The organism is Pseudoalteromonas sp. Of11M-6, from assembly GCF_022347905.1.
Lineage (GTDB): Bacteria > Pseudomonadota > Gammaproteobacteria > Enterobacterales > Alteromonadaceae > Pseudoalteromonas.
This window is the reverse complement of the sequence record NZ_JAKRFW010000002.1, coordinates 157,596-177,830: the sequence shown is the minus strand read 5'-3', so window position 1 is coordinate 177,830 and position 20,235 is coordinate 157,596. Positions and strand designations below refer to the sequence as shown.

Below are 20,235 nucleotides of genomic sequence, written 5' to 3'. Positions count from 1 at the left end.
TTGAATAGCAAAGGATGGGCATTAGTCTTTATTATGTTTACGCTTTTTAGTGAGCAAGTAAATGATACCTTCGGTGCGCTGGGCAATTTAATTCTGGTGTTATGGCTTGCGATACTCAATATTTCGGTGCATTTGGTGTAGATTAAAGCTGGCAACTTGTTGGCGCGAAGGTTTGATATAGGCAAAAATAAAGGCTTCTAAATGGAAGCCTTTATTTGTATACAAGTAATAGGGTGATTACATCACTCGCATGCCAGGCTGTGAACCTTCGTCTGGATTTAAGATGTAAATTTCTTTACCACCAGGGCCTGCAGCCAACACCATGCCTTCTGACATACCAAAACGCATCTTACGAGGTTTTAGGTTTGCAACCATTACTGTTAACTTGCCGATAAGATCTTCAGGTGAATAAGCAGACTTAATGCCAGCAAACACCTGGCGCGTTTCACCACCTAAATCAAGCGTAAGTTTAAGCAGTTTATCTGCACCTTCAACATGCTCTGCGTTGGCAATTTTTGCGACACGCAGATCAACTTTGGCAAAATCATCGAATTCGATTTCCGCAGCGATTGGCTCTTTGGCAAGTGGGCTATTCGGATCTGCTGCTATAGATTGACCGCCCACTTTCTTTTCAAGACTTTCTTTAGACGACTCGATCATCGCATTCACTTTATCAAGTTCAACACGCTGCATAAGTGCCTTAAACTTATTGATTTCATGATCAACAAGGGCGTTGTCAACGCTTTCCCAACTTAGCTCAGTGTTTAAGAAAGCTTCTACATTTTTCGCCATACCTGGAAGGATAGGTTTTAAATAGGTAAGTAGTACGCGGAATAGGTTAAGACCCATAGAGCACACTTGATGTGCACGCTCAAGTGTCTCTTCATTCTTTGCAAGCACCCAAGGCGCTTCGGCATCAATAAACTGGTTTGCTTTGTCAGCAAGGGTCATGATCTCACGCACTGCACGGCTGTATTCGCGGTTTTCAAAATGTGTCGCGATTGAATCCTTTGCAGCAACAAAGCTAGTTAGTAGCGCTTCGTCCATAACAGAGCCGCTTAGCTTGCCGTCAAATTTCTTAGTGATAAAGCCTGCGCAGCGACTCGCGATGTTTACCACTTTGCCCACTAAGTCTGAGTTTACGCGTGCCGCGAAATCTTCTAAGTTGAGGTCTAAATCCGTAACGCCGCTGTTTAGTTTAGCCGCGTAGTAATAACGTAAATATTCAGGATCTAAGTGTTCAAGGTAGGTACGAGCCTTTACAAAAGTGCCTTTTGACTTAGACATCTTAGCGCCATTTACGGTGACAAAACCGTGAGCGAATACGTTATTTGGTTTACGGAAATTAGCGCCATCAAGCATTGCAGGCCAAAATAGGCTGTGGAAGTAGATGATGTCTTTACCGATAAAGTGATAAAGCTCGGCGTCAGAGCCTTCACCCCAAAACTCGTCAAAGTTTAGGCCTTGTTTCTCGCAAAGGTTTTTGAAGCTTGCCATGTAACCGATTGGTGCATCCAACCAAACATAGAAATATTTGCCAGGCGCGCCTGGGATTTCAAAACCAAAATAGGGGGCGTCACGGCTGATATCCCACTGCTGCAAGCCGTCTGCAAACCATTCGTCTAGCTTGTTCGCCATTTCAGATTGCAGACTACCTGAGCGTAGCCATGTTTTTAGCATGTCTTCGAATGCTGGTAAGTCAAAGAAGTAATGCTCTGAATCTTTCAAGATAGGTGTCGCACCAGACATCACCGATTTTGGCTCAATCAACTCTGTTGGGCTGTAGGTTGCACCGCAGGCATCACAGCTATCGCCATTTTGATCTTCAGACTTACAAGTCGGGCAAGTACCAGTAACAAAACGATCTGGTAGGAAAATGCCTTTCTCTGGGTCAAATAACTGTGAAATCGTGCGCTTTTTGATATAGCCTTTTTCGTCTAAACGAGTGTAGATAAGCTCGCTTAGTTCACGGTTTTCGTCACTATGTGTGCTGTGATAGTTATCAAACTCGATATTGAAGTCTGCAAAGTCACGCTGACGCTCAATACTTACCTGCTTAACCATTTCTTCAGGTGTGATACCTTGCTTCTGTGCATTTAGCATGATTGGCGTGCCGTGCGCATCGTCAGCACATACATAATAGGCTTCATGGCCTTGTAACTTTTGGAAGCGAGCCCAAATATCGGTTTGAATATATTCCAGCAAGTGGCCTAAGTGAGTGGGGCCATTTGCGTATGGTAATGCACTGGTAATGAGAATTTTTCTCTTCGTCATAACGATTCCATGAATTTAGCGCGATCTTTCTAATTGATGGTGTTGAATTGGTTGATTATTCACCGAGTTAACACTTGAATGGACAAGTGTGCTTAGTGACTCACCTTCGTTCAGACCATGAACCGCGAATTGACTGGTTTTAATGAGTTGAATGTTACATAATTCCGTGGCTATTTTCATCACCCAGAGGAGTTTAATTTGTATGTTTGGACTGGAAAAATGGTTTGCCAAGGGGAAAAACACCAAACAGGCAATCATTGAGCTTTTAAATGGCTATCGTAGTGCGGTATTACCAGTAGGTATTGATGCCAATTGGGTCATCAAAACGCAAGAGTCAAAAACGCAAATCCAAGTACATATTAATTTCCCGTTTGCTATTCAATGTGATCAAGAAATTGCCAGTTATCTGCAGCAACACTTAGGTAAGCCCGTTGAGGTGACATCGAAAGTCGTCGTTGTCGGCAGACCAAAATTTAAAGCCATTAAACATATTATTCTTGTTGCCTCGGGTAAGGGCGGGGTTGGTAAGTCTACCACTGCGATTAATTTGGCGTATGCGCTACGTGCTCAAGGTGCGAAAGTTGGTGTGCTAGATGCTGATATTTATGGCCCTTCGCTACCTAGTTTACTGGCTCTTGAGGATGAAAAACCTCAGGCGAAAGATGATAAAACCTTACTACCAATTGAAAAGTCGGGTATTAAAGCCATGTCTATCGGCTTTTTGGTCCCAGCAGAGGACGCCACTGTTTGGCGAGGACCAATGGCTTCTCAAGCGCTTACTCAATTGTTAAATGAAACGGATTGGGGTGAGCTGGATTATCTGATTGTTGATATGCCGCCAGGCACAGGAGATATCCAACTTACCATGACGCAAAAAGTGCCAGCCAGTGGTGCGGTGATTGTCACTACACCGCAGACCTTAGCGCTTGCAGATGCACAGAAGGGCATCGCGATGTTTGAAAAAGTGCAGCTCCCTATTTTAGGTTTGGTCGAAAATATGAGTTACTTCAATTGTGAGCAATGTGGTAGTCGCAACCATATTTTTGGTCACTCTGGTGGCACCACGCTGGCGAGTCGCTATGGTGTGCCTCTGCTCGCGGAAGTACCGCTTAACGAACAGATCAGAACAGCAACAGAGCAGGGCGAAGATATCATTGCCACAGTCCGTGAGCCTAATTCAGAAAGTAAGACTGACAATCATGGTATAGCAGATCACTATGTTGATTGTGCCCAACTGGTTGCCAGTATGTTATATTACCAATCAGACTCAACATCGGGTGTTGAGATTGTGATGACGGAAGACTAAGAATGAGATTATCGGATACCCATATTCGAGAAGCGATTGAACAACAACGCATAATCATCGAACCTACACCTAAGCCAGATATGATTTCAGGCGTTACCGTGGATTTAAGACTGGGTAACAAGTTTAGAGTGTTTCAGGACCATGCCGCGCCTTACGTTGATCTCAGTGGTCCTAAAGATCAGATCAATGCCGCGATGGAATCCATCATGAGTGACGAAATTGTGTTAGAAGATGGCCAAGCGTTTTTCTTGCACCCTGGTGAGCTGGCGCTGGCAATGACGTATGAAAAAGTAACCCTACCTGCCGACCTTGTTGGTTGGTTAGATGGCCGCTCGTCGCTGGCAAGGCTAGGTTTAATGGTTCATGTTACTGCGCATCGTATTGATCCCGGTTGGTCTGGAAACATCGTATTAGAATTCTATAACTCAGGTAAGTTGCCTTTGGCACTTAGGCCAAACATGAAAATAGGTGCGATGAGCTTTGAAACGATGACAAGTGCTGCGCAATTCCCTTATAACGAGCGTAAAGACGCCAAATATAAGGATCAAAATAGTGCGATTGCTTCGCGTATTAGTGACGACAGTTAATTGAATAGGTAGGCGAGAGGATTTGTGTGTAAATAGTTGGCCTATTACAAACAAATCTGACGCTTAGCTTGGGAATAACAGCGGCTGGAGAACAAGTTGTTGTTCCAATCTTATAATTAAATATTTAACCCCCTATAACGGCATGCCATCTTTACATTTTTGATCCCCCATCAAATAACCATAACGATTTAAATTCAATAATATTTTTGCATTTGCTTTGATCCAAACCATACTTATTGTAATGCGTTTTTTATGTTGTCGGCGAAAGCGTCATGCGAATGACTGCAGTAGACAAAGTGAAATAGGTATTAGTGCGCGAATGGCGTTGCCTACTGATTTGCAAAGAGAAGCTCATAGCCAATGTTTTCAGGTTGGTGTTTTTCTTGAACGTTAACGCTTGGTTCTTTGCATAACGAATAGGCTGATAAATCACCGTCAAAGTGACTCAAGGAGAATGGGTATGTGGCTTAGCGCTGCTAGGTATGCCACACTGATGTTTACGATAATTGTGTGTTGCATCTTTGCGATGTTGGCTACTGCTGAAACGCAGCTGGCCGCAGAAACTATAGAAGCAAGACCTTTAATTTCAGTAGGCTATGGTGACTTTTCCGAGGCCCAGTTTAATGTATCGCAAGAAACGGTAATTATTCCAAAGGGCGTTGCGGTTTGGCTTCGAATCACAAACCTCGTTCGCGATGATCTGTCAGACCAAGTGCTAACAGTCGCACGTCCATCCATGGGCAGTGTTGAGTTTTTTACCACGGACCCTATTGGAAAATTAACTCAAATCCCCGCAAGTAATAATCATACATCGTTATCCCACTTTTCCCCCCATTTGGTAATTGATGCAAATAGCCATATTGAGCCGATCGTTGTTAAAGTTCAATCACCCTATGTTTCCTTGTCTAGAGTGAGTATTGAACCTTATGAAGTTTATATAGAAGATACCAATGCTCATCTATTTTTAACAGGGTTGTTTCTAGGGGTGATGTTTTTATTGAGTATTTTCATGCTCAGTACCGGTATTATTTCGAAACGCGCAAGCCTGCTTTCGGTTGGTGGCTATTTGCTGTCATTAGCCTGCCTTTACGTCACCCATAAAGGACTCGCTGATATCTTTTTCAGCTACCAAAATAGCATTCATTTTTTACATTACAGTGGCAGCTTTGTGTGTTTTGCACTCGGCTTCAGCCTTTTGTTTTTTCATCATTTCCTTACTAAAAATAGGCTTGATAGAAAGATAAAGCTAACCATCAAGACGACCGCATATATCTACTTACTAAGCGGTGTCATTGTGGCGTTTGCGAAAGTGGATTTACCGTTTGCACTTCAGTCAATTATGGTTATTGGTGCAATTGTATTAAGTACGATGATTTTGGTAAGTCAAGATAAAGACAGCCGTAAAGAAGTCTATTTTTGCTGCGCAATTTGGTCTCCTATGGTGGCGGTATTAATTGGTTTTGCTGGGAGTCAATTAATACAACCAAGTGAGCAAATATCAATCGTAAACCATGTGTTGATCAGCCTACATTTAATGCTCTTACTACTGTTTGTGGTTTGGCATGATGCGGAAAAGCGGCGTATGTATATTCATTATGCTGAGTTTGATAAAGAGACTGCACTTCCCAATAAATTCGCCCTGTTTGGTTCGCTCGCTAAGCTTGAGGAGCAAAATAAAGCGCATACATTGTTGCTTTTTAAACCACTGATCCTGCCATCAATAAGACTGAGTTTTGGCTTAACCTTTGCAAATCAGCACATCAATAAGTTATTCAAAGAGGTCTCTGAGCAAATCAATACTTATGGTAGCGCTGCCGTTGCAAATAAAGGAAACACACCTATTTACCGCCTAGAAGACCAAGTGTTTGCCATCGTGCTTGATGGTAAAATAGAGGTCAGTCAAGTTGAGCAATATGTATGTATTTTATCTGCTGTATTCGAAGAAGGGGTTGGCTATAAAGACACGCAGATTGTCGATAGTCTAGAGGTTGGGGTAGCGAATTATCCAATGCATGCAAAATCCACTGAGAAGCTTATCCAGCGCGCGCTGCAGGCTCTTAATACTAAGTCACACAATGGTCAACGTTGGCATCTATTTGATGTTGAAAGCTCTATTTCGACTGAGCGACAATTAAAGCTCACCTCGTTTCTTAAAAGTGCGATAGAACATGAACAGTTCAGTTTATTCTTTCAGCCGCAGGTAGACCTCAGGACTGGCAGGGTATTTGGCTCGGAAGTGCTACTGCGCTGGCTTCACCCTGAACTTGGTTACATACCACCTGACGAATTTATTCCGATTGCGGAGTCTTCAGGGCAAATTTATGAGATCACCGAATGGGTGATTGAGCATGCGCTTCATTATCAAGCTGAGATAACCAAGTTATTGCCTGAGCACGTTATTTCAATCAACGTATCTGGTCGTGACTTGAGTAGAAGAGAGTTGTCGGTACAGCTTATTACGCTTATCAATGAATTATCACTCGCACCTTCTCAAATAATGATAGAGATCACGGAATCTGTAACGATAGGAAAAGAAGCAGAGCTTAAAGGGGTGTTAGATGATTATCGTTCAATCGGCGTAAAGGTGGCGATAGACGATTTTGGTACTGGATATTCCTCACTTGCATATTTGAGTAAACTTGGATTTGATGAACTTAAAATTGATAAAAGTTTTGTGATGGATATTGAGACATCTAAGAGCAACCAAACAATTTGTAAAGCGACGTGTGATATGGCGCACAGTTTAGGATCAAGGGTGGTGGCAGAAGGGGTTGAGGATATCAATAGCTACATTCGTTTGCAGGCCTATGGCTGCGACTTTGCACAGGGCTATTTTATTTCACGTCCGTTGCCGTTCACGGAATTTAAGAGTTGGTTAAGTAAAGTCACCTATGCTGGTGATATAAAATCTTTCCTAGTTCGCTGAAGTAGTGAAAAATGGGCTCAGCGCATCGTTTTCTATGTTCATGCTTTGGGTAAATCCCCAGTTTTTCTTGTTCTGAACCTTTAATTCCCGCGGCCAAAAATGAATTTGATATATCGCTGTGATAGGCAATAATGGCCTCGAACATCCGAGCTGTTAGCTCCTCGGGCAGGGCGTAATATATTTGTTTGTTTGCGCTATCAGCAATCTTGGCGGTATGAAAATACCGATTTGGTTGTTGATGTTGTTCATCTAAAAAGGTATGCGCAAAAAACGTTGCTAAAGCATTGTTCAGAGGGTGTAATACGGTTTCAGTAGAAAGTAACCAAGCTGACGATGCAAAAGGCTTTTTTGGCTGTGTTATTAAATGCTGGCAAATATAGTGATCAAATGCATGCCACCATTCGTGGGCAAGTGCGCCACCGCCGGCATTTTTTGCTAACGCGAGTGTTCTCGTATTTGCCGCGTAATGCGCTTGAATACCTTGTTGACCGCCTGTACCAAAAGCAAAATTAAGTGTTCCCCGAAGGCCAATGACTTCTGGTGGTACCTGTAATATTTGGGCTAGATCTGCGAGGGCATCATAAATGAAATTGGCGGATAAACGGGTTTCTTCGGGCGTAACCCAATGACCAATGGTCATGGTTTTAAAGCCAAAGGTCTGTTTAATTTCACTGAAATCAACTTGATCGCCGAATCGATAATTGGGTCCTCGGCGAGTGTATCCGCGCAGTAGTCTCGAGCTTGGCATTTTCTTCCTTTAATACCGAGCCTTAACATCATCAGGCATTCGCGTCATCTGTTCTTTCACCATGCCTGCTTGAAGTTTATAGAGATCCGCAGTTTCGCATTGATCTACAATCTCGAGAAATTGAGCTGCCGCTTCAAGTGTTGATAAACTGTATTCATGTTTAGATTTACGAATAGTATATTCACTCGCATTTACCGAATCGAACTGAAAACTGGGTAACTGGCTTAGCCACGGATTGAGCTTATAAAGCTTAGTGGCTTTCTTCCAAGTACCATCCAATAAGATGATGGCATCAAGATTTTGAGCGTGATTATGTTCTGTAGTTAAGGTCTTGGCGTGGCTGTTTGGGTAGAGTAGTGCAACATGGTTTCCGTTGCAGAAGTTAATCAACTCTTCAAAGTCAGTGGTATTTTCTCCAACATACAGCGCAAAACTGTCTAACTGCAAGGCGAGGAGCTTTGCGGTATTCTTGGCGACTTTTACTTCGCTTGGGTGCTGCATGATAATAACTTGAGTCGCATTTGGTATCACGTTACCAATATAGGAGCATACGCAAGTTTTTGTGGGAAACTGACAGACTGGACAGGTATTACGTTTCATGTTTGATGAGGTGTTTCTTAATATAAGTCATATTTTATCATATCTTGCCCGCATTTACTTTGCACAAGAAACCAGATTTGGCTAGCATAAGTAATAGAATATTAAATTTAAGGAAAATTATGAGCATCGTAATAGATGAAGGTGCCCTAGAAAACATGCAAATGTTGCTGGGCGAGCAATTCGAAGATACGGTTCATTTTTGTTGTTCTGAATTCGAGCGGTTAGAATCGGAGTTGATGCTGAATTTGAATCAGGATCAAGAAGCTGCCATTCGTCATGCTCACAGTTTGAAATCTAACGCTGCTCAGTTTGGGGCCGCTAGTTTGAGCGATTTAGCAAAGATGATAGAGCATGCCCTTATTCAAGGGGAGCAGGATATTGTTGATGATTCTATTGAGAAGCTGGCAGCACAAGTTGCAGGTTCAAAAGCGAAACTGCAGCAGTGGGTGAGTACACAGTCTTAAATCCAGCATAAGCCAAAGAGCGGAAATGAGGTCGTTTATACGGCCTTTTTTATTTTCTGAAACCTAATATTGCGCTTATTTATCCCACCCTAATCACTTCATTTTGTAAGTTGCTTTTTTGAAGCATAAAAAGTTATCACAAGCATAGAATTTAGACGGCATTGTGATATATGCTTGAGCAAAATGAGGGGGTTATAGATGCTACAAATAACAAAAAGTAATAAGCTCAACGGGGTGAGTTACGATATTCGTGGTCCAGTATTGGATCAAGCAAGAAAAATGGAAGACGAGGGCATGAAAGTCCTCAAATTAAATATTGGTAATCCGGCGGCATTTGGCTTTGATATGCCAGAAGATATGCACCGAGATATCATAAAAAACTTATATTCTGCACAGGGCTATTGCGACTCAAAAGGATTGTATTCTGCCCGAGTTGCCGTGTATCAATATTATCAGCAAAAAAGCTTTCCCAATATTAGTGTCGATAACATCTTCATTGGCAATGGCGTCAGTGAATTGATCCAAATGACCGCACAAGCCTTACTCAATGACGGTGACGAAGTGTTGATCCCCGCACCGGATTATCCGTTATGGACTGCCGCAGTTAAATTATCAGGCGGTAACCCAGTGCATTATCTTTGTGATGAAGAGCAAGACTGGTTTCCAGATATCGAAGATATCAAGCGTAAAATCACGAGTCGTACAAAGGCATTGGTGCTGATCAACCCAAATAATCCGACCGGTGCTGTATATGACAAAGCATTGCTTGAGGCATTAATTGACGTTGCCAGAGAACACAAGCTATTAATACTGAGTGATGAGATCTACGAAAAGATTTTATATGATGATGCGGAGCATTTTTCAATTGCGAGTCTTTGTGATGATATCCCAGTTATCACTTTCAACGGCTTAGCAAAAACCTATCGTGCGGCCGGGATCCGCATGGGCTGGATGGTGATCAGTGGTAAGCATTCAGTGATGCGGGACTTGATCACAGGCTTAGAAATGCTCGCGTCTATGCGATTATGCGCCAATGTTCCTGCACAGTTTGCCATTCAACAAGCGCTCGGAGGCATACAGTCCATCGACCAACTCATTGAACCGGGTGGGCGTTTGTATGAGCAGCGTGATATTGCGTTTAAAGGCTTAAACGATATCGAAGGGATAAGCTGTGTAAAGCCAAAGGGCGCGCTTTATGCATTTCCAAAAGTCGACGTGAAGCGGTTTAATATTAAGAATGATGAGCGCATGGTGCTGGACTTGCTCAAAGAAGAAAAAATTCTACTTGTCCACGGACGTGCTTTTAACTGGCCCAGTGCGGATCATTTTAGATTAGTGTTTTTACCACATAAAGATGATTTACAGCCTGCAATGGATAGAGTAAAGCGCTTTTTTGCGCATTACAGTCAGTAATACCTTGTAAAAAAGCTCGGAAATTTCCGAGCTTTTTTGTGGGCTAGTAATTTGTTACTTAGGGAGTATTAGAATTTAGCTCCGGTGTCGTTTGTTGGCTATCAGCCGAGCTTTTACCTTTAAACCATTTGCGGCCAACGCGTTTAACATCTTCAAGTGCCACATATTGACAAGGGATAAGTACTAGGGTGATCACCGTGGCAAACAACACACCAAATGCAAGCGAAACCGCCATTGGAATAACAATTTTAGCTTGTAGGCTCGTTTCCATAATGATTGGTACAAGTCCGATAAAGGTGGTCAACGAAGTGAGCAAGATTGCTCTAAAGCGTTTACATCCGGCCTCGACGGCTGCGGCTTTTAAATCGATACCTTCTTCGCGTGCTTTATTGACAAAATCAACCATAACCAAAGAGTCGTTCACCACAACCCCAGCTACGGCAATAATACCAAAGAAAGACAAGCTACTCATTGTCATTCCCAATACCATATGACCGAATACCGCGCCGACCACACCAAATGGGATCACAGACATGATGATGACAGGCTGAGAATAAGAACGTAGTGGAATTGCCAGTAGTGCGAAAATAATCATTAATGATAGGGCAAAGTCACGAATTTGCTCAGCGACACTCTCCATTTCTTCTTGTACGCGACCTGCCACTGCACTTTGAACGCTAGGATAATTCTTTAATAGACTAGGAAGATATTCGTCACGAACTTGCTTTGCTATCTCAAAAGGTTGTGCGATTTCTGTATCAACTGATGCCCAAACATTAATAGTGCGTTTGGCGTTTTCTCGGCGAATTCGGTTAACACCGTCTACCAATTTCACGTCAGCCACTTCTACCAACGGCACTTCTGCACCTTGAGGCGTTAAGATACGCACGTCCTGAATGTCACTAATGGCATCACGGTGTTCTTTAGGATAACGGATCATTACTTTGATCTCTTCACCATCACGTAAAATACGCTGTGCTTCAAGGCCGTAATAACTGAAGTTTACTTGGGATGCAACATCCGCCAACGTGAGTCCAAGGCTGTACGCTAATGGTTTAAGCTCAAGCTGCACTTCATCGGTTGCTGATTGCATAGAGTCATTGATATCACCAACACCTTCAATAGTTGCTAGCTTGTCTTTTAGTTTCTGTGCGACTTCACGAAGCTCTTCTTTGTGTTTGCCTTCTAACCTAAAGCTAATGTCTCCGTCATCACGGCCACCATTCATAATGCTATCTTGAATGTTTAGCGATTTAACACCAGGCAGTGCAGGCATTGCATCACGCCAGCGGGCGCTGAGTGCAAAGGTATCGATTGGACGTGCATCTGGTTCAACCAAGATCACCATAATATTTGCGCTTGTGCGGCCGTTCATATTCACCATGTAATCACGGATCATTTTCTTGCCATACTCAGCCTCAATTTCTTTGTCGACATTCAGTACCATTTGCTCAATTTTTTGAATTGACTCAAGCGTCGCGTTTTCTGACGAAGATAAGTTCATATCAATCGAGATACGTGGAAAATCATGTGGGATTTTTGGATTAGCAACAAACTTCACTAAGCCACCAGCAAACATCCCAGCGCTAACAATTAAAATGGTTAAAAATCCAACAATGACGGTATAGCGGTAGTGAATACAGCGGACAATGAATGGGCGGTACGTGTTTTCAATGAAAGATTGAAGGCCGCTATCCATTTTTTCTCTGAGGCGGTGGAACGGATTTTTAGGGTTGCTTGGTTTTTCTTTCATCGCTGCTAAATGCGCAGGTAAAACCAGCTTAGATTCAACCAAAGAGAATAGTAAGCAAAGAATTATTACGCCACCAATTGCTTTAGAAAATGCTGCCGTTGGGCCGGTTGCTAATGTTTGCGGCAAGAAAGCAGCAACAGTAGTAAGCACACCAAATGTGGCTGGGATAGCAACACGTTTTACACCACGAACGACATTATCGAGGCTATGACCATGTTTTTCTATTTCAGCATGGGCGGATTCACCGACGACTATTGCGTCATCAACGACAATCCCCAACACCAAAATAAAGGCAAAGAGTGAGGCTAAGTTAATCGTTACATCTAAATAACCCATTGGCATCATTAAAAATGCACCTAAGAAACTAACTGGCAACCCCATCATGACCCAAAATGCTAAACGCACACGTAAAAATAGAGCAAGCATTAGCATAACTAATACGCCACCTAACGCCATATTTTCTAGCATCATGTTAAGGCGGCCATTAAGGTAATAGGTCAAGTCAATAAAAGGTTCAAGTTCTACGCCTTGTGGCAGTGATCCTTTCTTTGCCTCAAGGTAGTTCTTAATGATATCTGCAACTTTGGTGATGTCTTGGTCTTTTGACGCGCTAACTTCATACACTAGTGAGTTCTTACCATTGTATTTAGAGTATTGAAGTCCTTCTTCAAAGCCATCGTTAATGGTGGCGACGTCGCCTAAGCTAACCTGTGCGCCGTCTGGTAGTGTTAGTAAGGGGAGTTTTCTAAACTCGTCACCGCGATAGGCTTGGTTTTCAACTCGCATTGAAATATAGCCATTCTCGGAGCGAATTTGGCCAGCAGACATGTTCGCTGAGAAGCTCTTTACTGCATCCGAAATTGCTCTAAAACTTAGGCCGTATTCGCGCATTTTATCAGGGCTTATCTCAATAGAGATTTCGTAGTTCAGGCCACCATCAAAGCGTACAAGGTTAACGCCAGGTAACGACAGCATTTCTTCATGAATGCGATTACCAAGCTCTTTAAGATCATGGGGACTCAAGTCGCCATTGAGTGACAACCACATCACTTCTTGGGTTGCTTTGTCGTGACGTACAATGGGGCGTTCCATTCCTGATGGGAAAGTTGAGACGGAGTCTACTTGCATCTTGACTTCGTCGAGTACCTCTTTGGTGTTGTACTGCTCGTCTACTTCTATCCAAGTTTGCGAGTAACCGCGATTAGAGTAGGTGATCAAGCGTTTGATCCCTTCGAGACCTTCCATGGATTCCTCGATCTTAATCGTGATCCCTTCCTCGACCTCTTGAGGTGCCGCGCCCGGATACACAGCTTGAACACTTATCCAGTTACTATCGTATTGTGGAAACATTTGCTTGCGGATCGAAAACGCGGTAAGCAAGCCGCCCACAATAATAAATATCATCAATAAGTTTGCTGCGACTGGGTTACGTGCAAACCAAGCAATTAAGCCTTTTTCTGTACTTTGACTATGCATAAACCTTACTCCTCTTTGAGCGCCAATTGGGTGTTTGCGCTTTGCGAAGGAGTATCGTCTGTACGTAGTTGCATCCCTTCAGACGGATAGTCCAGCGCTGAAGTAATGATCTGTTGGCCTGACTCAACGCCGTTATCAACGACGACCATGCCATTGTACTCTCTAATAATATTGACCTTTTTGTAACTCAGCTTGTTATCGTCATCCAATGTTGCAACGCGACCTTCTTTCACTAAGTGATGAGGAAGCATAGTGGCATTTTGCACTAACAAACCTTGAATATCAGCGTTGATATAAGCGCCAAAACGTAGTGGTTTTACGTTGTTGTGATAAGGCTGTTCGACTTGAGCAACAAGGTAGGTCATGCGACTTTTGTTATCGATAACGCCTTCACTGCGGACTATTTCACCTTTCCAACTCATCGGTTGACCAGCGACTTCTGCTGTGATCACGACATCGGTGCCAACACCTTGTTGCGGTAGGTATTTCAATTCATTATCGGCAACAGGGAGGCGTACTTCCGCAACAGATGTCGCATTGAGTTTACCAAAGCCATTACCGGGATTGACTACACTACCAAGGCTTACGGTGCGAGATTCTATAATCGCATCGTAAGGCGCTTTGATATAAGTACGCTCTAAATTTCGGTTCGCTCTTTTCACCGCTGCCTGCGCAGCTTTAAAGCTTGCTAACTTTTCAGCGAGCTGAGGTTTTCTTAAATAAAGTTCGGAAGGTATTTTTTCGTTAGCGTTTGCTTTAATCCTTTGCCATTCTGCTTTTGCTACTTGCACCTGAGCTTGCTCTATTTCTAGCGCTGAGCTGGCTTGTGCTAAAGCCGCTTCGGCTTCAATCAGCGACGCTTCATAGTCATTCGGGTCGATGCGAGCAAGCACGTCGCCTTCTTTGACAAAGCCACCTTTGACAAACTTGTCAGACAATGAAATGACTTGACCGCTGACCTGAGCAACAAGCTCAGTACTGTATTTTGGCATCACGATACCGTATGACGATACGTTCAGCCTAATTTGGTCAATATGAATAGGTTGAACCTGTACGAGAGGATGTACTATTTCTTCTTTCTTCTCTTCTGGAGGTTGTTTCATTGCAGACATGGCAACAGCCGCTGCAATTCCCACCGCAAGAACGGCAATTGGTAGAATTATTTGTTTTTTACTAGCCACGTTAAAATCCTTCCTGTTGAATGATTCTTGATGACCCAGATTAACGGCTCTAGATCATCGATAAGCTTAAGAATACGCGAATAGTTATGTCGAGGTGTTTAAATCCAGACTGAATATGTAACAAAGCTTTGCGTACCTAAATTTATCGTTACATTCTTAAAAGCGATTGATGCTTTTACGTGTAGTCGATTTTTCGATAAAATGCACCACTTATTGTCAAAATTGCGAGAAACAGAATGGATTGTAGGCTTGGTTGTGGCGCTTGTTGTATAGCACCAAGTATTTCAACACCCATTCCCGGTATGCCAAATGGTAAACCTGCGGGGGAGCGGTGTATTCAACTAGATGAAAATAATCTGTGTAAACTGTTTAACCAGCCAGAGCGCCCACAAGTGTGTTTGCAATTTAAGGCCATGGAAGATGTGTGCGGTGACAGTAATGAAGCAGCGATGCAGATCATCACAGAACTCGAAATGTTGACCTAACTAGCCTCTGGTTAACTGATAAAAAAACGCCCAGAAACTTACCTGCTAAGTTCTGGGCCTAGGGAAAGGCTCAAGATTGAGCCGTGCGCTAACTAAAAACACCTTCTAAGACTGTAGGGAGAAGTAGAAAGTACTGTTAAGTTTAGTTAACCTTTCATTCTTTTTACAAATAAATGAATCATTTATTAAGTTTATATAAAACAAAGAGTTGTTCTTTATATTCATAATCGGTCTTAAAAATATCAAAAGGGTATATTCAGGTTATACCCAAGTTATCAACAGGCCGTCTTTAATTAAATCCCGAGGCAAACTGTTTTTAACTTTATTCTTTTGCCATTTTCCTAACCCGATGGCACTGCCACATAGCGTGAGGATCACCTCTCCCGTTAGTTTGGTAACTTCATCTAGGCGTATATCCTTGCCATTAAAGTAATCTTTTGCTTGCTCTTTTGTTAGTGCTAAAGTGTTTTTAGACGCTAAGTGACCGAAAGTAGTGGCAAACTCATGCTCTAATCTTACCCCGTTTTTATGGGTAGTACCGATTAAAATCCCTATGCGAGAATATTTGATCTTATCTTGGATTGCTTCAAAGTTGTCAGGAAATAACCACACCTCTTTATCGCGCTGCATCAACTTACCGTCAAGTTGGGTAATACCAAACTGTTTGTTTAGTACGGATAACAATAGTTGAGTGGTTTTCTTGTCTAGTTCCTCAAAAGGGAAAGCGCCTTTTTTCCGCTTTGGATTTTTAACGGCAACAGAGTGTAACTTCTTAAATCGAGCAATGAAAAACCCTTCGCTATCATATAGCTGAGGCCACACATGCAAGTATCCTTCGGACGTTGTTGCTTTTTCAGCACCCTCAAATAAAGTTGATAGGTTTTCGACTGCTACTGCTTGAGGGTAATTATCAATGAGGTGTTGGCATACTTGCTGATTTTCCAATGGTGTTAATGTGCAAGTTGAATACACTAAGGTACCACCTGGCTTTAAGGCTTGAAATGCACTGTCTATCAGTTGCTTCTGCACTTGTGCTATTTCAACATTAGACTCAATGGACCAGTTTTTAAGGGCATTTGGATCCTTTCTAACAGTGCCTTCTCCAGAGCATGGTGCATCAAGCAAGATGTTATCAAAACATTCATGCATATAATCGCCAAAGATACAGCCGTCAAAATGAGATAACGCAACATTTCGTATGCCCATACGTTTCATATTTGCCGCAAGCGCTTTGAGTCGAGATGAAGATAGCTCATTAGCGATTAGTACGCCGCGTCCATCCATGTAAGCTGCGAGTTGCGAAGTTTTCGAACCCGGTGCTGACGCCATATCCAAATTAATATCATCACTGCAGATAGTCGACTTCAATGCTGTTGGCGGCAACATAGAACTTGCTTCTTGGACATAGATGCAGCCACCTAAATGGATATCTGTGTTGCCTATAGCAAGATTAGCTTCTTCTTGTTCACTTCTTGATATCCAAAACCCTTCCTCACACCAAGGGATCGGTTCTGCCTGCCAATCACTTTTTTCGCAGTAGGCTAAGAATTCAGTGATAGACATTTTTAGGGTGTTGACTCTGACTGCTCGGCGTAAAGGAGACTGGCACTTATCTATAAAGTCTTCGATGCTAAGGTGATCTGGTAAGTAGGTTTTTATGTCGTCTAGAAACGCGCTGGGAATATAAGTTGATTTGTCCACGCAGTTACTCAATTTGAAAGCTTTATCACATTTTACACTTTCATGAGTGAAAAATGCATATTTGTTGTGACGATGCTGATTATTCAACCTGAACTCGGCTACTGCGTTAAATTTGCTTGCAATAGGCCAGCTATTGACGCACAAATTTGCCTTGTATTAAGAAATAACTTCTGGCTAGAGTGATATTACACTTTTGAACTTGGATATTTTAGTGGATTAACTCACTTCTTATCCCGGGTTCAGGTTATTAAGCAAAACTCATGGCTGACAGTAAAAGACTATAGTTATATAATGCTCGCGAAATATCGCGAGGATTGCTATGTCTATTATCAAACACTTTTTGGCGGACCCTAAATTATTATTGAATGCGGTTGGAGAGGGGATCTATGGTTTTGACCTTTCTGGTAACGCTGTTTTTGTAAACCCGGCCGCAGAGCGTATGACTGGGTGGCAAAGTGATGAGCTTTTGGGGAAAAAAATACATCAGTACCATCATCATAGTCATGCTGATGGGAGTGATTACCCTGCTGATGAATGTAACATCTACAAAACAATGTTTGATGGTAAAACACGACAGGTAACCAATGAGGTGTTCTGGCGGAAGGATGGGAGTTGTTTTCCTGTGGAATATACCTCAACCCCAATCTTTAAAGATCAGCAAATTATCGGTGCAGTCGCGATATTTCGCGATGTGTCGCAACAGCACAAAACTGAAAATGCACTAAGAGAGGCGCTGAATAAAGTTCAAGTACTGACTGAGCAACTTAAAGATGAAAATGCCTATCTGCTAGAGACATTAAATGAAAATTGGCAAGACTCGGGTTTGGTGGGTAGTAGCGCAATATTTCAGGCTATGTTGGCGCAGCTAGAACTGGTTAGTCAGACTGACAGTACGGTATTGGTTTTAGGAGAAAACGGCACGGGTAAAGAGCTTGTTGCTAGAAATCTGCATCGTCTTAGTGAGCGCTCATCGCAACCTTTCGTTAAAGTAAATTGCGCTGCTTTTTCACCAACCTTGATTGAATCTGAATTGTTTGGACATGAAAAAGGATCATTTACTGGAGCGAATGAAAGACGTAAAGGACGTTTTGAGTTGGCGGATAAAGGGACCATATTTTTAGATGAAATTGGTGAGTTACCGCTAGAAGCGCAAAGCAAGTTATTACGTGTATTACAAGAGCGAGAGTTTGAGCGTGTAGGGGGAAGTAAGTCGATTCAAGTAGATATACGGATAGTCGCAGCGACCAACAGAGATTTATGGAAAATGGTCGAGGGTGGGGAGTTTAGAATGGATTTATATTATCGTTTAAACGTTTTTCCTATTCGAGTGCCTGCACTAAGGGAGCGTATAGAGGATATACCCGTATTGGCCAACAATCTCATCGTGCAGCTCAACAAAAAGCTGGGCAAGCAACTACGCGGGATCTCTAAAAAGGCTATTCATGCGTTACAGCGTTATGATTGGCCAGGCAATATTCGAGAACTCCAAAACGTGTTGGAGCGCGAAGCGATATTATCTAAAGGTCGTTTAATTGATTTATCTCAAGCACTTAACGCTACTGAGCAGCATAAATCTGAAAACGGTGAACTGACTTTAGCGCAGGCGGAAGCTGAACACATATTAAGAGTGCTAGAAATAAGTAACTGGAAGATCGCTGGCAGCAACGGGGCGGCTGATAAGTTAGGACTACCCGAAAGTACGCTAAGGTCGAAAATGAAAAAACTAAAAATTGCTAAGCTTTCGTGATATTTCGCGCCTATTCGTGATATTTCGCGATGTTGAAAATATAAGAAAAATAAATACAATAAAAATCAAAACGTTATAAACTTTCAGATTGGTCTGAAAGTTGCAATATCAAACTTGTGTATTACCAATGTAGCAAATAACATGAAGTTTGATATCAAAGAAGAAGACATGATCATTAAGCCCTATAAACAAGAAGGGCCTATTTACGTCAGAGAGCAAAAAGGTTTTTTCCAAAAAATAAGAAGAAACCTTGGCTGGTTTTTAATGTTAACTTTCGTTCTCATTCCTTGGATCCCGTACAACGAGCAGCAGGCCATCTTGCTTGATTTTGGTAAGCAGCAATTTAGGATATTTGGTGCCACCTTTCTCCCTCAAGACTTTATGATTCTAGCCTGGATTTTCATGGTGGGTGCCTTTGCTTTATTCTTTGTCACGACTTGGCTGGGTCGCGTGTGGTGTGGTTATACTTGCCCACAAACAATTTGGATGCTGATGTTCACTTGGGTTGAGCACCGAGTGGAGGGGACTCGCAACCAAAGAATAAAGTTGGACAAATCAAACTGGGATAGCAAAAAAGTCGCGAAGAAAACGGCCAAACACGCTATTTGGTTGATAATTTCGGTGTTTACTGCCACTTCATTTATGGCCTATTTTATACCTGCAAAAGAGCTGTATCTAGACATGTTTACGCTTGAGTGGACTGGCCTTACTTCCTTCTGGGTATTTTTGTTCGCACTTTGTACCTATGGAAACGCGGGCTTTCTACGAGAGAAAATGTGTACTGTGGCATGTCCATATTCTCGTTTCCAATCGGTGATGTTTGACAAAGATACGTTAGTCGTCACTTATGATAGCGAACGTGGTGAAAATAGGGGTCGTCGTAAACGCAAAGAAGACCCAAAACAGCTGGGGCTCGGCGACTGTGTAGACTGTAATTTATGTGTTGAAGTGTGCCCCGCTGGTATTGATATTCGTAATGGCTTGCAATACGAATGCATTAACTGTGGTTTATGTATTGATGCGTGCAACGAAACGATGAATAAATTCGGCTATCAGCCAGATTTGATTAAGTATCAAAGTGAGCATCAGCAAGCGGGTAAAAAATCCAATCCGTTTAGGTTAAAAATAGTAGGCTATGGTGCTATTACCGTATTGATAGTAGTCACTATGGTGATTTGGGCATTCAATCGAACACCAATAGAAGCTTCTGTCATTCGCGACCGTAATGCGCTTTATCGTGTTAATTATGAGGGGTTAGTCGAGAACCCATACACCTTAAGTGTAATAAACAAAACACAGCACGATTTAACTTACACCGTGAGCTTAAAGGGACTGCCAGATGCGAAACTTACAGCTCCAATCACAACGCATATCGCTGGCGGCGACATGGCGTTAATCCCAGTAACAGTGACCGCTGATGGCTATGAGCTTAAAGGTAAGCGCACTCCAATCCAATTCACTATAGAGTCGCAACAAGATGCCAATATTAGCATCACGAAGGACAGCTACTTCTATAAAAATTAGTTTACACTCCCCCCGACTCAAGGCGCTTGTATTATGAAGCGCCTTTTTTG

Annotated in this window: 14 protein-coding genes; 8 read left to right on the top strand and 6 right to left on the bottom strand. The window is 42.5% G+C overall.

Annotation, left to right across the window (positions count from 1 at the left end):
* Nucleotides 1-237 precede the first annotated feature (237 nt).
* Nucleotides 238-2,274 carry a methionine--tRNA ligase gene (metG, locus tag MHN32_RS02030; protein ID WP_239420768.1) on the bottom strand — a complete coding sequence of 679 codons (2,037 nt, stop codon included), beginning with the start codon at nt 2,272-2,274 and terminating at the stop codon, nt 238-240.
* A 202-nt stretch (nt 2,275-2,476) separates the two neighbouring features.
* Here metG and apbC point away from each other — a divergent pair, with 202 nt between their 5' ends.
* The 3 genes from apbC (at nt 2,477) to MHN32_RS02015 (ending at nt 7,093) form a co-directional block, all read left to right on the top strand.
* Nucleotides 2,477-3,580 (top strand): iron-sulfur cluster carrier protein ApbC, encoded by a 1,104-nt coding sequence (gene apbC, locus MHN32_RS02025; RefSeq protein ID WP_239420767.1) that lies wholly within the window; start codon nt 2,477-2,479, stop codon nt 3,578-3,580.
* Between the two features lie 2 nt (nt 3,581-3,582).
* Nucleotides 3,583-4,167 (top strand): dCTP deaminase, encoded by a 585-nt coding sequence (gene dcd, locus MHN32_RS02020; protein ID WP_239420766.1) that lies wholly within the window; start codon nt 3,583-3,585, stop codon nt 4,165-4,167.
* Between the two features lie 460 nt (nt 4,168-4,627).
* On the top strand, nt 4,628-7,093 hold the full coding sequence (locus MHN32_RS02015) for an EAL domain-containing protein (RefSeq protein WP_010604589.1): 2,466 nt from the start codon (nt 4,628-4,630) through the stop codon (nt 7,091-7,093).
* On the opposite strand, the gene MHN32_RS02010 is transcribed toward MHN32_RS02015, so the two are convergent.
* Nucleotides 7,053-7,841 carry a CLCA_X family protein gene (locus MHN32_RS02010; protein ID WP_239420765.1) on the bottom strand — a complete coding sequence of 263 codons (789 nt, stop codon included), beginning with the start codon at nt 7,839-7,841 and terminating at the stop codon, nt 7,053-7,055. The two genes, MHN32_RS02015 and MHN32_RS02010, sit on opposite strands and share 41 nt — an antisense overlap.
* Before the next feature lie 9 nt (nt 7,842-7,850).
* On the bottom strand, nt 7,851-8,441 hold the full coding sequence (locus MHN32_RS02005) for a tRNA-uridine aminocarboxypropyltransferase (protein WP_239420764.1): 591 nt from the start codon (nt 8,439-8,441) through the stop codon (nt 7,851-7,853).
* A 119-nt stretch (nt 8,442-8,560) separates the two neighbouring features.
* On the opposite strand from MHN32_RS02005, the gene MHN32_RS02000 reads away from it, so the two are divergent.
* Together MHN32_RS02000 and MHN32_RS01995 are read left to right on the top strand one after the other, a co-directional pair.
* Nucleotides 8,561-8,905 carry an Hpt domain-containing protein gene (locus MHN32_RS02000; RefSeq protein WP_102056684.1) on the top strand — a complete coding sequence of 115 codons (345 nt, stop codon included), beginning with the start codon at nt 8,561-8,563 and terminating at the stop codon, nt 8,903-8,905.
* Nucleotides 8,906-9,103: 198 nt separating this feature from the next.
* A complete protein-coding gene (locus MHN32_RS01995) occupies nt 9,104-10,318 on the top strand; it encodes a pyridoxal phosphate-dependent aminotransferase (RefSeq protein WP_039495683.1) in 1,215 nt (404 codons plus the stop codon).
* A 58-nt stretch (nt 10,319-10,376) separates the two neighbouring features.
* On the opposite strand, the gene MHN32_RS01990 is transcribed toward MHN32_RS01995, so the two are convergent.
* Together MHN32_RS01990 and MHN32_RS01985 are read right to left on the bottom strand one after the other, a co-directional pair.
* Nucleotides 10,377-13,547 carry an efflux RND transporter permease subunit gene (locus MHN32_RS01990; RefSeq protein ID WP_239420763.1) on the bottom strand — a complete coding sequence of 1,057 codons (3,171 nt, stop codon included), beginning with the start codon at nt 13,545-13,547 and terminating at the stop codon, nt 10,377-10,379.
* A gap of 5 nt (nt 13,548-13,552) precedes the next feature.
* Nucleotides 13,553-14,728, bottom strand: coding sequence for an efflux RND transporter periplasmic adaptor subunit (locus tag MHN32_RS01985; protein WP_010604595.1), 1,176 nt, complete (start codon nt 14,726-14,728; stop codon nt 13,553-13,555).
* A 236-nt stretch (nt 14,729-14,964) separates the two neighbouring features.
* Between MHN32_RS01985 and MHN32_RS01980 the strand changes: the two genes are divergently transcribed.
* The gene (locus tag MHN32_RS01980; RefSeq protein WP_010371625.1) at nt 14,965-15,213 is read left to right on the top strand and encodes a YkgJ family cysteine cluster protein; all 249 of its coding nucleotides are present in this window, start codon (nt 14,965-14,967) and stop codon (nt 15,211-15,213) included.
* A 261-nt stretch (nt 15,214-15,474) separates the two neighbouring features.
* On the opposite strand, the gene rsmF is transcribed toward MHN32_RS01980, so the two are convergent.
* Nucleotides 15,475-16,914, bottom strand: a complete 1,440-nt coding sequence (gene rsmF, locus MHN32_RS01975; protein ID WP_239420762.1) for a 16S rRNA (cytosine(1407)-C(5))-methyltransferase RsmF — start codon at nt 16,912-16,914, stop codon at nt 15,475-15,477.
* Nucleotides 16,915-17,233: 319 nt separating this feature from the next.
* Between rsmF and MHN32_RS01970 the strand changes: the two genes are divergently transcribed.
* Nucleotides 17,234-18,661, top strand: coding sequence for a sigma 54-interacting transcriptional regulator (locus MHN32_RS01970; RefSeq protein WP_235367503.1), 1,428 nt, complete (start codon nt 17,234-17,236; stop codon nt 18,659-18,661).
* Nucleotides 18,662-18,802: 141 nt separating this feature from the next.
* Complete coding sequence (gene ccoG, locus MHN32_RS01965) at nt 18,803-20,185, top strand: cytochrome c oxidase accessory protein CcoG (protein ID WP_010371615.1); 1,383 nt, start codon at nt 18,803-18,805, stop codon at nt 20,183-20,185.
* Nucleotides 20,186-20,235: the final 50 nt, after the last annotated feature.